Annotated in this window: 17 protein-coding genes; 4 read left to right on the forward strand and 13 right to left on the reverse strand. The window is 31.2% G+C overall.

Annotation, left to right across the window (positions count from 1 at the left end; all coding sequences use genetic code 11):
• Positions 1-14: 14 nt before the first annotated feature.
• The 5 genes from FNB79_RS12580 to FNB79_RS12600 form a co-directional block, all read right to left on the reverse strand.
• On the reverse strand, positions 15-680 hold the full coding sequence (locus FNB79_RS12580; RefSeq protein ID WP_143381638.1) for a 3'-5' exonuclease: 666 nt from the start codon (positions 678-680) through the stop codon (positions 15-17).
• Complete coding sequence (locus tag FNB79_RS12585) at positions 680-2596, reverse strand: DUF294 nucleotidyltransferase-like domain-containing protein (protein WP_143381639.1); 1917 nt, start codon at positions 2594-2596, stop codon at positions 680-682. Before FNB79_RS12585 ends, FNB79_RS12580 begins: the two co-directional genes overlap by 1 nt.
• 43 nt (positions 2597-2639) lie before the next feature.
• A complete protein-coding gene (locus FNB79_RS12590) occupies positions 2640-3308 on the reverse strand; it encodes a PrsW family intramembrane metalloprotease (protein ID WP_143381640.1) in 669 nt (222 codons plus the stop codon).
• Between the two features lie 165 nt (positions 3309-3473).
• Complete coding sequence (locus FNB79_RS12595) at positions 3474-4022, reverse strand: NUDIX hydrolase (RefSeq protein ID WP_143381641.1); 549 nt, start codon at positions 4020-4022, stop codon at positions 3474-3476.
• A gap of 55 nt (positions 4023-4077) precedes the next feature.
• A complete protein-coding gene (locus FNB79_RS12600) occupies positions 4078-5166 on the reverse strand; it encodes a M42 family metallopeptidase (RefSeq protein ID WP_143381642.1) in 1089 nt (362 codons plus the stop codon).
• Positions 5167-5268: 102 nt separating this feature from the next.
• On the opposite strand from FNB79_RS12600, the gene FNB79_RS12605 reads away from it, so the two are divergent.
• On the forward strand, positions 5269-5949 hold the full coding sequence (locus tag FNB79_RS12605) for a DUF4294 domain-containing protein (protein WP_143381643.1): 681 nt from the start codon (positions 5269-5271) through the stop codon (positions 5947-5949).
• Complete coding sequence (gene trhA, locus FNB79_RS12610; RefSeq protein WP_143381644.1) at positions 5949-6575, forward strand: PAQR family membrane homeostasis protein TrhA; 627 nt, start codon at positions 5949-5951, stop codon at positions 6573-6575. The genes FNB79_RS12605 and trhA overlap by 1 nt, the downstream gene beginning before the upstream one ends.
• Here trhA and FNB79_RS12615 read toward each other — a convergent pair.
• The 3 genes from FNB79_RS12615 to FNB79_RS12625 are packed head-to-tail and all read right to left on the reverse strand — an operon-like array spanning position 6572 to position 8409.
• Positions 6572-7000, reverse strand: coding sequence for a DUF4268 domain-containing protein (locus tag FNB79_RS12615; RefSeq protein WP_143381645.1), 429 nt, complete (start codon positions 6998-7000; stop codon positions 6572-6574). The genes trhA and FNB79_RS12615 overlap by 4 nt on opposite strands.
• Positions 7001-7003: 3 nt before the next feature.
• Complete coding sequence (locus FNB79_RS12620) at positions 7004-7678, reverse strand: ZIP family metal transporter (RefSeq protein WP_143381646.1); 675 nt, start codon at positions 7676-7678, stop codon at positions 7004-7006.
• Positions 7678-8409 (reverse strand): class I SAM-dependent methyltransferase, encoded by a 732-nt coding sequence (locus FNB79_RS12625; RefSeq protein WP_143381647.1) that lies wholly within the window; start codon positions 8407-8409, stop codon positions 7678-7680. Before FNB79_RS12625 ends, FNB79_RS12620 begins: the two co-directional genes overlap by 1 nt.
• A gap of 58 nt (positions 8410-8467) precedes the next feature.
• Between FNB79_RS12625 and FNB79_RS12630 the strand changes: the two genes are divergently transcribed.
• Complete coding sequence (locus FNB79_RS12630) at positions 8468-9625, forward strand: THUMP domain-containing class I SAM-dependent RNA methyltransferase (protein WP_143381648.1); 1158 nt, start codon at positions 8468-8470, stop codon at positions 9623-9625.
• A gap of 38 nt (positions 9626-9663) precedes the next feature.
• Here FNB79_RS12630 and FNB79_RS12635 read toward each other — a convergent pair whose 3' ends face one another.
• From FNB79_RS12635 to rlmD, 4 genes are all read right to left on the reverse strand, one after another.
• A complete protein-coding gene (locus FNB79_RS12635; protein ID WP_143381649.1) occupies positions 9664-10203 on the reverse strand; it encodes a lipid-binding SYLF domain-containing protein in 540 nt (179 codons plus the stop codon).
• Between the two features lie 124 nt (positions 10204-10327).
• On the reverse strand, positions 10328-10987 hold the full coding sequence (locus tag FNB79_RS12640) for a DUF6048 family protein (protein ID WP_246073273.1): 660 nt from the start codon (positions 10985-10987) through the stop codon (positions 10328-10330).
• A gap of 37 nt (positions 10988-11024) precedes the next feature.
• Positions 11025-11564 (reverse strand): DUF6452 family protein, encoded by a 540-nt coding sequence (locus FNB79_RS12645; protein WP_143381651.1) that lies wholly within the window; start codon positions 11562-11564, stop codon positions 11025-11027.
• Positions 11565-11571: 7 nt separating this feature from the next.
• Positions 11572-12981: a 23S rRNA (uracil(1939)-C(5))-methyltransferase RlmD gene (rlmD, locus tag FNB79_RS12650; RefSeq protein ID WP_143381652.1), complete on the reverse strand. Its 1410-nt coding sequence runs from the start codon at positions 12979-12981 to the stop codon at positions 11572-11574.
• 249 nt (positions 12982-13230) lie between these two features.
• Here rlmD and rocD point away from each other — a divergent pair, with 249 nt between their 5' ends.
• Positions 13231-14475: an ornithine--oxo-acid transaminase gene (gene rocD / locus FNB79_RS12655; protein ID WP_143381653.1), complete on the forward strand. Its 1245-nt coding sequence runs from the start codon at positions 13231-13233 to the stop codon at positions 14473-14475.
• 79 nt (positions 14476-14554) lie between these two features.
• On the opposite strand, the gene FNB79_RS12660 is transcribed toward rocD, so the two are convergent.
• Entirely contained in the window at positions 14555-14878 is a 324-nt protein-coding gene (locus FNB79_RS12660) for a CCC motif membrane protein (RefSeq protein ID WP_143381654.1), read from the reverse strand.
• Position 14879: the final 1 nt, after the last annotated feature.

A 14879-nucleotide genomic window follows, 5' to 3' on the forward strand; every position in this document is an offset into this window, starting at 1 on the left:
GATTTGATATAGAGTTATTTATGAGTTAATAACTCTTTTAATGTGTAATTTTTATTTTTAACTAAAAAAGAAACAGCTTTTATAAAAGCAAGTGCTGTAATTAAAGCATCTCCAGCAGCATTATGTCTATCGCTTAAATCGATATCATAATTTTCTGCTAATTCGTCTAGAGTATACTTTTTCTTTGCATCTATAGTAGTTGAGTTGGTACGAGTTGCTTTGTAAATAAACATCGTATCTACTACACTGTTTTTTAATTTTGGAAGCTCTAAACGTTGCAGAGCTTTATTTATCATGGTAATATCGTAGAAGGCATGATGGGCGACTAAAATGGCATCTTCTATATATTCTAAGAACATAACAACGGCCTCTTCTTCAGAGACCGTTTCTATTCTTTCATTTTTGATTATGCCGTGAATTTTAACACTATCTTCATCAAAATAATCTTGTTTAATGTAGATTTCAAAAGCCGTGCTAATATCTATACTTCCGTCAATAATTTTAACGGCTCCTATACAAAGAATTTTATCTTTGTCGTAATTAAAACCTGTAGTTTCTGTATCTAGAACAACATATGTAGCTGTATTTATATCTATTGGCTTAGCATCTAAAAAACAAGCATTATAACGCGTCCAATAGTCAGGATACGAGTTCTCATTTTTATTAAAAAGCCATTTCATTAAATAAAATTCTTTAAGTTAAATTTAAGCTTAATTAGTTCTTGCACTTTTGCTACAGCTTTAAAGCAACGTTTAAGTTTCATTTTTTCTTCTTTAGAGAGTTCTGCTAAAGCAATAAATCGGCCGCTATTATGGTGTCTAAGACCATGTTTAGTTCTAAATTTTAATAATGCTTTTGAGGCGTAAGCACAAGAATAATATAATTCTTCATCTTCAGGCATAAGTTCTGCCAATTTTTCAAAACGCTCTGCTGTATTATTAATATTTATAATTTGATAGTGTATGGCGAGTAAACGTCCTGCATCTGTAACAGGCATAATTGCTCGCTTTTTTAAATCGAAATGGTCTTTGTGTTCTCCATCTTGTTCTACTAAAAACTGTCTAAAAAAGCCTAATGGTGATGGATTACGTAGTGAACATGCACCCAATTTAGATTGAAATATTAAATTTCCTTTTGTGATTTCGGTTACATGATCTGTAAGTTGCGTAATTAATGACTGCTCGCCATACGTGAAATTAAAATCAAAGAAAATAGAGCATAGTAGCAATTCTTCTTCTTCGGTTTCTCTAGACCAGGCTGAAAATTGATTTTCCCACTCGTCTATACTCAAGCAATACTTAGGATTTTTTGCCATCATTTCACTAGGGCAAAACTCAAATCCTATTGTTTTTAAACGTTTATTTACTTTTTTAGCTAGCGTTAAGAAATATGTTCTTACTTCTTCTAAATGATCATCGTCTGTATTTTCAAAAACAATGGCATTATCTTGATCGGTATGCAACAATTGCTCTTTTCGTCCTTGGCTTCCTATAGACATCCAAGCAAATTTAACTGGTGGAGCCTGATCCATTTTTTCTACACAACGCTCTATTACACGTTTAATCGTAGCATCATTAAGTTCGAAAATGATATTATTAATGTGTGTTAACGGAATATTTTGTTGAATATAACCTTCTAACAACATCATTATTTTTTCACGGATACGTTTTAATTCTTTAGTAGAATTAGAACGTTTTATGGCCTTCATTAATACAGACGGGTTGGTACCTTTCATAACAATTATGTCATGCTCAGAGAACACACCAAGTATTTTGGTATCTGGAGTACCATCTTTAGTCACCACAATCTGATTGATTTTGTGTTTCATCATGGTGATTTGTGCCTGTGCAATGGTTATATTTTTCTTATAACACTTTACAGGACTATTCATGATTTTTGAAACATCGTCTGTTATAGCAAAATTTCCTGTAGCGACATGTACGCGTAAATCTTTATCTGTAATAATACCAATAGGACAACCTTTTTCTTCAATAATAATAGACCCCACATTATTTGCGGACATTAATTTTGCGGCATCTTTTATACTAGAACTTTGTTTTGTAGTAATCACATTTTTAATGAGACGAACGGGTTGCATCTCAAACATATCTTTAGTGAAATCTAATTTTACATCGTCATCTAATAATTTCTTTTGAAATTCATTAGAGAAAGGGTTTTCTGTGTTTGATGCAAAGCTTTCAATTAAATATTGACGTACTTTTTTGTTATGATCTATAAACGGATTAAACATTTCAATAGGAATACAATATAAAATTGTTTCCTCTTCTGTAACTGCATTTATAGCATAATTTTCTTTTGCAAACAAAGGGCGTAATCCAAAGACATCTCCTTCATCAAACTGATCAATGGTTTCTAGTTTTTCGTTGATATATTTTTTTAATTTAACGGCCCCTTTATATATCATATAAAATTGGTCATGTAGGGGATCGTTAATATTATATATTACATTTTCTTTGTCTAAATATTTGATTTTTACCTCTTTAGAAATATCTAAGAGTTGCTCCTTATCTAGTAGGTCGAAAGGAGGAAAATTTTTTATAAAGTCGGCAACGCGATCTGCAATTGTGTTCTTCATCGTGTTCATCTAATGGTATTTTCGGGAAATAAAGATAGTACTATTATTTAAAATATGATTTCTCTTGATGTTTTTTTATTCCTTTAATTGAGAACCAAATACCAAGTAGTAAGGAAACAAAGGCGCCAGTCCAAATCCCTGGTATAAAATCAATAAAAAGAAAAAAATCGTAAGTTCCATGAAATAGCATAGCTAGTAATAATCCTAATAAATTATACTTAATTCTGTGTTTTGAAAACTTTGCTTTTCCCATAAAATATCCCATAATTATTGCAAAACTTGCATGTGCTGGGACAGCCGTAAATGCACGTAAAATACCAGATTGTATCCCACCTTGATAAACATATAATAAATTTTCTGTAGCAGCAAAACCCATAGATACCATTACGGCGTACATAATTCCGTCAAAGGGTTCGTTAAAATCTTTATTGGGTTGTGAAAAATAGCGCACTATAACATATTTACTAAATTCTTCGGTTAATGCAACTACTAAAAAAGCATTAATAAATTGATGTGTGATACTATAATCATCTAAAATTAAAGTATAATTATAGAGCAAAGATATTATGGTTGTTATAATAACACTTATCACCGCACCAAGAATAAAATTATAAAATAATAATATTTTAGGCTCTTTTTCATACATATCTTTATTATATATATAGATAATTATGGTAACAATAGGAGCGAGTGCCACAAGCAGTAAATTCATACTAAATTATATAGAGATTTTAAACCAACACAATATAAAGTTTATTAGGTAACTATAGATATAAAAAAATCTAATCTAGTAATTAGTATGTTTTTTTTAATAATACTTATAATAAATTGAGCGTTCTGAACTATACAGAACAAACTTAATTGCTTAAATTTTAGGCTAAATACTGTCTTGAATAGCCTTTAATACTTGTAAATAATAAGCCTTATTAGATGGCACAAAATATGCATTAGTTTCACTATGTTCTAAAAGTGTTTTAAAAGTATTAACGGTCACTAATTGCAAAGCTTCAACTTCGTCTTCTTGGGGTTTTAACGACGTTATATCTACAGGTAGTTTGGCAATGTAGGTATGATGAAATTCATTATCCTGAATGCCAGAATCATAATTTTGAAAACACGGAAACACACCTATTTTCTTTAAATCTGTAGTTTGCAAATCTAAACTTAGTTCTTCTTTAGTTTCTCTTATCGCTGCTGTTTCGATAGTTTCTCCTGCATCTACATGTCCAGCAACGGAAACATCCCACATACCAGGACATATGGCTTTTTTATAACTGCGCTGTGCCAATAAAATTTCTCCAGCTGTAGTATATAACCAAAGGTGAGCTGTATTATGATACAACCCTTTTTTGTGAATTTCGGACTTTAAAGCAATTTGTCCTGTTGGTTGTCCTTCTTTAGTAACTATATCTATAAGTTCATCCATACTTTAAATGTAAATTAAAGCCTCAGAATTTTCCGAGGCTTTAACTAAAATTATTTTATTTAAAATAACTAAACGTTTCTCCGTCTTTAATATTTAAAAGTGTTTCGTAAATAAGTTTAATTACATTTTCAACATCTTCACGGTGTACCATTTCTACTGTAGTATGCATATAGCGTAACGGTAATGATATTAGAGCAGAGGCTACACCACCATTGCTATAAGCAAAAGCATCTGTATCTGTACCAGTAGCTCTTGACAAAGCAGAGCGTTGAAAAGGAATGTCTTTAGCTTCTGCAGTATCTGTAATTAAATCTCTTAATTTTTGTTGTACAGCTGGAGCATAAGCAACAACGGGACCTAAACCAAGCTCTAAATGACCTTCTTTTTTTCGGTCAATCATAGGAGTGGTAGTATCATGCGTTACATCTGTTACAATAGCAACATTAGGTTTAATGGTTTGGGTAATCATTTCTGCACCACGTAAACCAATTTCTTCTTGCACAGAGTTTGTAATGTATAAACCAAAAGGAAGTTCTTTTTTATTTTCTTTTAATAAACGAGCCACTTCAGCAATCATAAATCCGCCCATTCTATTATCTAGAGCACGACATACAAATTTATCGCCATTTAATACGTGAAATTCATCTGGATAAGTGATCACACAACCCACATGAACACCCATTTTTTCTACTTCTTCTTTATCTTTTGCACCAACATCTATCGTTATATTATCTGGTTTAGGCGTTTCTTCTTTAGCTTTATCTCTAGTATGAATAGCTGGCCATCCAAATACACCTTTTACAATGCCTTTTTTAGTATGGATATTTACTATTTTACTTGGTGCTATTTGATGGTCACTTCCTCCATTTCTAATAACATATATTAAGCCATTATCAGAAATATAATTAACATACCAAGAAATCTCATCTGCATGGCCTTCAATAACAACTTTATAAGGAGCGTCTGGATTTATAACACCTACGGCAGTGCCGTAAGTATCGGTAATAAACTCGTCTACATAAGGTTTTAAATAATCCATCCATAGCTTTTGCCCAGTCCATTCGTAGCCCGTTGGGGCCGCATTATTTAAATAAGATTCTAAAAAGTCTAATGATTTTTTATTTAATATTGTTTTATTTGCCATGTGTAAAAAATTTTGGATAAAAATAATAATATTAATGCGATTAAAATGTTTAAAGCCATGTAAATTATTAATTTTGGAATAGTTTTTGGCTTGACTATTTGTATGAAAAACCTATTATATTTCGCACTACTTTGTCCCTGTTTTTTATGGGCTCAAAACTTTGATACTAATCAAGATAGTATAGAGGATACGTATGTAAAATTAGAAGGCGATTCAATTTTTAGAAAAAGTATTGATTTAGATGAAGTTTTAATTCTTAATAAAATTAATTTTATTGATAAAAAAGAGCATATTCAATATATTATTTTACGCCGAAAAACACTAAAAGTATACCCGTATGCTAAACTGGCTGCAGATCGTTTACAAACTTTAACGCTTCGCTTAGAAAAGTTAGATAAAAAACGTGATCAGAAAAAATATATTAAACAAGTACAAGATTATTTAGAAGACGAGTTTACTGCAGAATTAAAGAAAATGACTCGAACAGAAGGTCAAATTTTAGTAAAACTTATACATAGACAAACCGGTGTCACAACATTCGATTTGATTAAAGATTTACGAAGCGGCTGGCGTGCTTTTTGGTTTAATAATACGGCAAAACTCTTTGATATTTCACTGAAAGAAGAATTTGATCCCATGGCTTCTAAAGAAGATTATTTTATAGAAGATATTTTACAGCGTAGTTTTCAAAATGGAAGATTAGAACGTCAGAATTCTGTATTAGAATTCGATTTTTATGAGGCTGAAAACAAATGGGCTGAACGATTAAAAACGGTAAAATAATGAGTATTCAGTCGCCTTTAGAAGAAAAACTAAACACGATTACTCATGCTTTTGGAGCACTTTTAGGGCTTGTTGGGCTGGGACTTTTATTGTTTTATAATACACAAAATACAGGATGGACCATTTTTAGTGTAGTAGTATATGGCTGTTCTATTATTATATTATTTACGGCTTCTGCATTATATCACTCTGTTACTAAAACCTCTTATAAACACTATTTACGAATTTTTGATCATATAAGTATTTACTTACTAATTGCAGGAACGTATTCTCCCATTCTTTTAATAGCACTTAAAGATAGTTTAGGCTGGAATTTATTCTGGGTGGTGTGGGGGATAGCTGCATTTGGACTCATATTAAAGCTGTTTTTCACTGGTAAATTCGAAATATTCTCTACGCTTCTCTATTTAATAATGGGATGGCTTATAATTTTTGATTTTTCTAATTTAAGTGAAGTTATTGGTCCAGAAGGTATTAATTTACTTGTTGCAGGTGGTTTATTTTATACCGTTGGAATTGTTTTCTTTGCATTTGAAAAAATACCCTTTAATCATGTAATTTGGCATCTTTTTGTATTAGCTGGTGCTGTTAGTCATTTTTTAATGATTTTTTTACATGTCATCTAGTCTTTTAAAATGTCTTCGTAATCTTCAAAAAACGATTCAAATTTAGACATGTTTTCATTAAAAAACGTCATTACGATTTGCCAAGAATTTTTATTATGTATTGAAACCTTCTCATTTAATTGTACATATATTCTAGATATTTCTTTACCATTATCTAAAATAAATTCTTCTTCAAAAATAGCATCAGGTAAATAATCGGCTTTTAAAATTGATTTTAAAGATTCTAACCTTTCCCAATACTTAATTCTGGATTCTAAATCTTCTTCAACATCTAAAGCTACACAAGCCGTTTTAGTATCAAAATGAAATTTAAAACTAAAGCCTTTAATTTTAGTATCGTACAATATCCATTTTTTTGGAAATGATTTCCCAAAACTAGTCCAAAATAGTTCTCTTAATTGTCTTGATTCTTCTTTACTAAACATAATTTATACTGCGTAAGCAATAGCAACACCTGCTAAAATAGAGATTAATTTGGTTAAATTAAATTTATGATCTTCATTACTTTCAAATAAGATGGTTGTAGAGATATGAAAAAATATACCTATAACAATAGCATTAATATGGTAAATATAATTTTCCACTAAAGTTATATGATTAGAGACAAATGTACCTAATGGCGTCATAATTCCAAATAAAATAAGGAATCCCAAAATTTGTTTTTTATTATAATGCGATTGAATTAAAAATGTAGTAATTAATGTAGCTATAGGTATTTTATGTATTAATACGCCATAAATCATATCGCTATGTTTGTGTATCGGAAAGCCTTCTAAAAAACTATGAATACATAAGCTAATAAATAGTAACCAAGGAAAAGAGACATCGTTTTTGTGTATGTGTACATGGCCATGTTCTGCACCTTTGGAAAAGTATTCTAGCACGATTTGTAAGAGTATTCCAAACATGATAAATAACCCAGTTTGTTTAGACTCTAGATGATGATAGACTTCTGGAAGCAATTCAAAAAGTGTTAAAGCTAATAGAAATGCACCACTAAAAGACAATAATAACTTGATGTTAAATGCAGGTTTAGATTTGCCAAAATAGGCTAACATAATACCAATACATACGGCTATAATAGGTAGTAAATACGAATTCATTATTTAAAAAGCATGACTAATCTTTCTGATGTTTTAACATCAAATTTTTGTAATTTATAATTCCCAAAAATTTCAATTAAATGAACATTTGCAGCTTCAAAAAGCGCTTCAAAATCTTCTAGAGTAAAAGCTCTTACACGTTCTTGATAGTTATATGCCTTACTTTCAAAGATAAAAGAGATATCTTTTATAATATATCCATCTTCAACATAGCGTTTTAAATTAAATGTAATGCCATCAATGACTTTAGTTTCCTCAGGTACTAAATGTTTAATGACATACTCTGTGTTCATAAAATCAATAACACCAATCCCATAATCGTTTAAATCACTTTTTATCGCTTTAATGGTATCTAAATTATCTTCATCTTTTTCAAAATACCCAAAACTTGTAAATAAATTAAAAACAGCATCAAAAGTATCTGGATAAGGTTTACACATATCATGAACTTTAAACTGTAAGGTATCATTCTCAAATTGTTTAGCATATTCAATACTGTTTTCAGATAAATCTGCTCCGATAACATGATATCCTAAAGAGTTTAAATAAATTGAGTGTCTACCTTTACCACAAGCTAGATCTAAAATTTTACCATTTTCGTCTATATTTAAATAACGAGTTAAATTATCCATGAATACTTGGGCTTCACGATCGTCTCTGTTTTTATATAAAATATGGTAAAAAGGCGTATCAAACCACGATACATACCAAGTTGTGTTATCTTTTATCATCTCTAAACTATGTAGGGTGCAAAAATACTGTATTTTTGTCTTCTATTTAAAGTAAATAATGGAGAATAATTTTAAAATGGTTGCCAAAACCTTATTTGGCTTTGAAGAGCTATTGGCTAAAGAGTTAACTCAACTTGGCGCTCAAAATGTTGAAATAGGAGTAAGGAACGTAAGTTTTACTGGAGACAAAGGGTTTATGTATAAAGCAAACTTGTCTTTAAGAACTGCTATTAAAATATTAAAACCAATTAGAACGTTTCGTGTCGTTACCGAGCAAGATATTTATGACAACATCTATAAAATGCAATGGGAAGATTATTTAAAACCCACAGGTACATTAGCGGTAGATGCAACTATAAACTCTACTGTATTTACGCATTCTTTATATATTGCTCAGAAAACAAAAGATGCCATAGTAGATAAATTTAGAAATACTACAGGCACAAGACCAAGTGTAGATTTAAAATTTCCTGATTTAAAAATTAATATACATATAGATAGACAGAAATGTACCGTCTCTTTAGATACTTCTGGAGATTCTTTACATAAGCGTGGCTATAAAACTGCCACTAACATAGCACCAATTAATGAAGTTTTAGCCGCAGGATTAATTATGCTTTCGGGATGGGATGGACAAAGTGATTTTATGGACCCTATGTGTGGATCAGGAACTATTTTAGCAGAAGCGGCAATGATTGCTTGTAACATACCGCCTAATTTAATGCGTAAAGAATTTGCTTTTGAACGTTGGGAAGATTGGGATGTTGATTTGTTTGAAAAAATTGAAGAATCTTTACTATCTAAAACACGAGATTTTCATCATCGCATTATAGGTTTTGATAAGTCACCTTCGGCAGTTACAAAAGCTATAGAGAATGTTAAAAATGCACATTTAGATGAATTTATAACCATTAAGCATGAAGATTTCTTTAAAACACAAAAAGCAGGACATGAGAAATTACACATGTTATTTAATCCACCTTATGGTGAACGATTAAATATTGAAATGGAAGAATTTTATGGTAAAATAGGAGATACTCTAAAACAAAATTACCCAGGTACAGATGCATGGTTAATAACGTCTAATCTGGATGCTTTAAAATGTGTAGGGTTAAGACCTTCAAGAAAAATTAAACTTTTTAATGCCAAGTTAGAGTCTAGATTTGTAAAATACGTTATGTATGAAGGTAGTAAAAAAGCAAAAAAGCAAGTGTAACCACTTGCTTTTTTTTATATTTAAAAAGAAAATATTATTTATTTAAATGGAGTGTATTTAAATTTTTGCCCTCCAACAGATGCATCTGCCATTAAGCCTCCTTTAGTTTGTGTAAATACAGCAACACCTTCTGAGTATTTTGCATTAAAAGATTCTCCAGATTTAATAGCAGTTGCAGAGGCTCCAGCATCAAATTTAAATTTACCTTTCTGAAATTCTTCCAACTCGGTATTGGTTTCAAAGAAAATAACTTCTATTATAGCTTCACCACCGGCTTGTAAACCAATGTTAACTTTTTTAAGACTAGCCATTCCTAATTCCATACCTCCTTGTTTATAAAGTACTCCATTACCAGAAGCACCTCCAACTATAAATCCGCCTTTTCCAACATTCGGGAAAATTACGTATCCTGCAGCTTTATCAAAAAAGTTTTTTAATTCTGGTGTCGTTTTAAGTAACGTTTCTTTAGCAACTTCTGCATCTTTTATAATTTCTTTATCTTTTTCTGTTTGAGCAGAGCTGTAACTTGCGATACATACAATAGATAAAATTGTAATTAATTTCTTTAAATTATTCATGGTTAAATATATTTTAGATTAATATTATGATTAAAATTAAACATTAATTAACCAACAAAAAAACACGAACTGCAAAATGAAGTGAACGTGTTAAAGTTTGCTTTGATACAGTCAAAAACGGCTATTATTTATCTTTTTTAAAGAGCGGAATTAAATAGGTTAAAGAGTAGCCATACCCAAAACCAATATCTACACTATCGTAAGTTTTATAATATCCAGGAATGTAAAGGTTCTCAAAATTGTCGGGTTCTTGTTGCGACATTAAAACCTTAAGTTCAACGCGTGCACCGAGATATAAGTTAGTTGCAATCTCTACTTTAAATCCAGCTATAAGCTCTATCCATAGCGCAGACAAATCACTAAACTCTTCCGAATCGGAACTAGAAAATTGTGGTGCCCAATATTGATCCTCGGTATATACAGTATAATTATTTAGAGTATGACTAAAAGTACTAGCACCTACACGTAAACCGCTGTAAATCATATTTTTCATGTCTAACCAATTTTGGTATGCATTATAATCTATACCTGCTTTAAAATAGGTTCCTTTGGTTGTTACATCATAATAATCGGTACTGGTATTTTCATTCTCAGCCCCAAATTCTCCAGCAATATATAAGTTTTTAGAGAGTCTATAATCTCCCATAATTTCAAAACCTTCGTAATCCTCTTCAAAAGCTGTTCGTGCAAGTTTACTTAGTTCTACACCAATACGTAAACCGTATTTTTCTTTTATTTTAATTGAATCTTTAGTCGCCTGTTTTATACTATCGTTTTGTGCCATAGCAGTGGCATTAAAAAGAAACATACAAATACATGTACTAATGATAAAATTTAAAATGCTGTTCTGTTTCATCTTCTACAGATTGGTTATCGTCTACAGATCGTATTAATTGTATCCAATTATCACTATCTGACTCTAAATTAATACTTACGTTTCTATACACTGTTTTATAGCCACATGCACGAGAAACGTAAACTTGCTCCATGTCGTATGTTATTGTAATAATATCTTCATTACCAGTAACATAATCGTCGCTTTCATCATCTGGTGTATCATTATCATTAAGTACATACTCTTCGTAAAGCGAATATTGCGTGCTGTTTTCAGTGGTTTTAAGCGGAATCGCAATAGAATCGGTTGCTACAATATTGTAATCTGTTAACACCGAATCATTACCAACACCTTGTACAACTAAATTTGTAACATCTAATAATTCATCTGTATTTGGATTTGTAACATCATAAAACCGAATAATTAAAAGAGGTGTAGTTTCGGTATCATTAGAACAAATATCATCTTTTTCACAAGCTGAAAAACATAAAGCGAGTAAAAGAATGGTTATAAAAGAATATTTCATGATTGACTTATCTTTTTTCTAAAAGTACAACATTTTCTACGTGATGTGTTTGCGGAAACATATCTACAGCTTGTACTTTAGTAACTTTATAAACAGCTTCCATTAGGGCTAAATCTCTAGCTTGAGTGGCACTATTACAGCTTACATATACTATTTTTTTTGGCGCTACATCCAATAGCATTTGCACCACATCTTTATGCATACCATCTCGTGGCGGATCTGTAATTATAACATCTGGATGCCCATGCGTATTTATAAACTGCGTATTAAAAACATTTTTCATGTCTCCAACATAGAAATCTACATTGTCTATATTATTAGCTTTTGCATTTTCTTTAGCCGCTAAAATAGCATCTGGAACAGCTTCTACACCTACAACTTTTTTGGCTTGTTTGGCCACAAATTGAGCAATAGTACCTGTCCCTGTATATAAATCGTAAACAAGTTCTTCTCCTGTTAACCCTGCAAATTCACGAGTAACTTTATATAATTCGTATGCTTGATCGGAATTTGTTTGATAAAACGATTTCGCATTAATTTTAAACTTTAAGCCCTCCATATCTTCAAAAATATGATCGCGTCCACTAAAGCATAATACATCTTGATCGTATATCGTATCATTAGCCTTACCGTTAATAACATATAATAAGGATGTAATTTCAGAGAACGTTTCTGTAAGATAATTTAGCAGTAATTCACGCTTTGCTTTATCTTCTTTAAAGAATTGAATAAGTACCATTAACTCACCAGTAGATGCTGTACGTATCATTAAGGTACGTAATAAACCCGTTTGATTTCTGGTATTAAAAAACTCTAAATTGTTTTCTACAGCAAATGCTTTAACGGCGTTTCTAATTGCATTAGACGGGTCTGCTTGTAAATGACATTTGTTTAAATCTAAAATTTTATCCCACATGCCTGGAATATGAAATCCGAGTGCATTTTTATCTCCTAAATCTTCATCAGATTGAATTTCATCTAATGTTAACCAACGGCTATTACTAAATGAAAACTCCATTTTATTTCTGTAAAAATACTGTTTTGCAGACCCTAAAATAGGTGTAACTTCAGGCAATTCTATATGACCTAAACGGCGTAAATTGTTTTCAACTTCTTTTTGTTTGTAAAACAATTGGTATTTATAATCCATATCCTGCCATTTGCAACCGCCACATACACCAAAATGCTCGCAAGCAGGTGTTGTACGTTTATCAGACAATTTATGAAAAATCGTAGCTTTACCCTCGTAGTAGGCTTTACGCTTTTTATAGGTTTGAATATCTACCACATCGCCAGGTACTGCATTTGGTAAAAAAATAACCGCACCATCTGGCGATTTTGCAATGGTTTTCCCTTTTGCTCCTGCATCAAGGACTTCTATATTTGTAAAAACTTGTTTTCTATTTCTTCTAGACATGCGGCAAAAATAAGGTGTTTTTCGCTTTTGTTTATACGACTTCACATATTTTTTAGAAAGGATTTGTAATTTTAAATGAATATAAAGTATAACAAATTAAAAATCTTAGATTAATATTTCTATCCAGCTTTTATATTTAGTAATTTGCAATTCCTTTAATGGATGATTTCTCTCCATCTCAATACTACTTTAATATAATAAAAAGTGAGAATGTAGGAATAGCTAATTATCAATTTAAAATATATTAAAATGGCTGTATTAAACCAATTAACTTCACAGCAAGCAATAGACTTAGAAAACCAATATGGTGCACACAACTACCATCCACTTCCTGTAGTGTTAACTAAAGGTGAAGGCGTTTATGTTTGGGATGTTGAAGGCAAAAAATATTACGACTTTTTATCGGCATATTCTGCAGTAAATCAAGGGCATTGTCATCCCAAAATTGTGGAAGCTATGATAGCGCAAGCACAGCAATTAACATTAACTTCTCGTGCGTTTTATAATGATATGTTGGGCAAATATGAGAAATTCGCTTGCGAATATTTTGGTTTCGATAAATTATTACCTATGAATACAGGTGCCGAAGCTGTAGAAACAGCTTTGAAAATTTGTAGAAAGTGGGCATATGAGGTAAAAGGAATTAAAGAAAATGATGCAGAAATTATAGTATGTGAAAATAATTTTCATGGACGTACTACAACAATTATTTCGTTTTCTAATGATCCTGTTGCACGCGAAAATTTCGGTCCCTTTACAAACGGATTTATTAAAATCGAATATGATAATTTACAAGCACTAGAAACAGCTTTACAAGACAATCCAAATGTAGCTGGGTTTTTAGTAGAACCTATACAAGGCGAAGCGGGTGTATATGTACCAAGTGAAGGCTACCTATCTAAAGCAAAAGCTTTATGCGAAAAATATAATGTTTTATTTATTGCAGACGAGGTACAAACTGGTATTGCAAGAACAGGACAATTATTGGCTGTAAATCATGAAAATGTAAAACCAGATGTATTAATTCTAGGTAAAGCATTAAGTGGTGGTGCATACCCAGTAAGTGCAGTGTTGGCAGATAATCAAGTTATGAATGTTATTAAGCCAGGAAATCACGGTAGTACTTTTGGCGGAAATCCTATTGCAGCAGCAGTTGCTATTGCGGCTTTAACTGTGGTACAAGATGAAGAACTTGCAGCAAATGCCGAAACTCTAGGACAACTCTTTAGAAGTGAATTAGAAACATATATACAAACAAGTTCTATTGCAACGTTGGTTAGAGGAAAAGGTTTATTAAATGCAGTTGTAATAGATGAAGATGAAAATAGCGATACCGCTTGGAATATTTGTTTGGCTCTTCGTGATAACGGGTTATTAGCAAAACCAACACATGGTAACATTATTCGATTTGCTCCACCTTTAGTGATGGATAAAACACAATTGTTAGACTGTGTCTCTATTATAATTAAAACTTTAAAGCAATTTGAAAAGTAAATTTTCAACATACATTTAAACTAAAAAAGCGATTCTTAAATAAGAATCGCTTTTTTTTATATCAATGGCTTATAGGGTATTAAAATTCGTATCCGCCTTCTTCCATTCCTTTTTGAAATTGCTCTATAACCAAGTCCCAATCTGCAGTTGCAATACTATAAATAGAATATATTAAATACAATCCGTTTATAATTAACATTACTAAAGCTATTGTTTTAGCAGTATTCATCCCTTCTATATTATCATAGCCATCAGGGTTTAATTCGACATCTTTTAAGCTGTTATTAGCCATATAAAAAGCTATTCCTGATGGAATAACACCAATACCAGCAATGCAACAACATAGCAAGCCTAAAATTGATAGTACATAAATTGTTGTTGTTTTTAAATAAGTTCTTTCCATA

It is taken from the genome of Formosa sediminum, from assembly GCF_007197735.1.
Classification (GTDB): Bacteria; Bacteroidota; Bacteroidia; order Flavobacteriales; family Flavobacteriaceae; genus Formosa; species Formosa sediminum.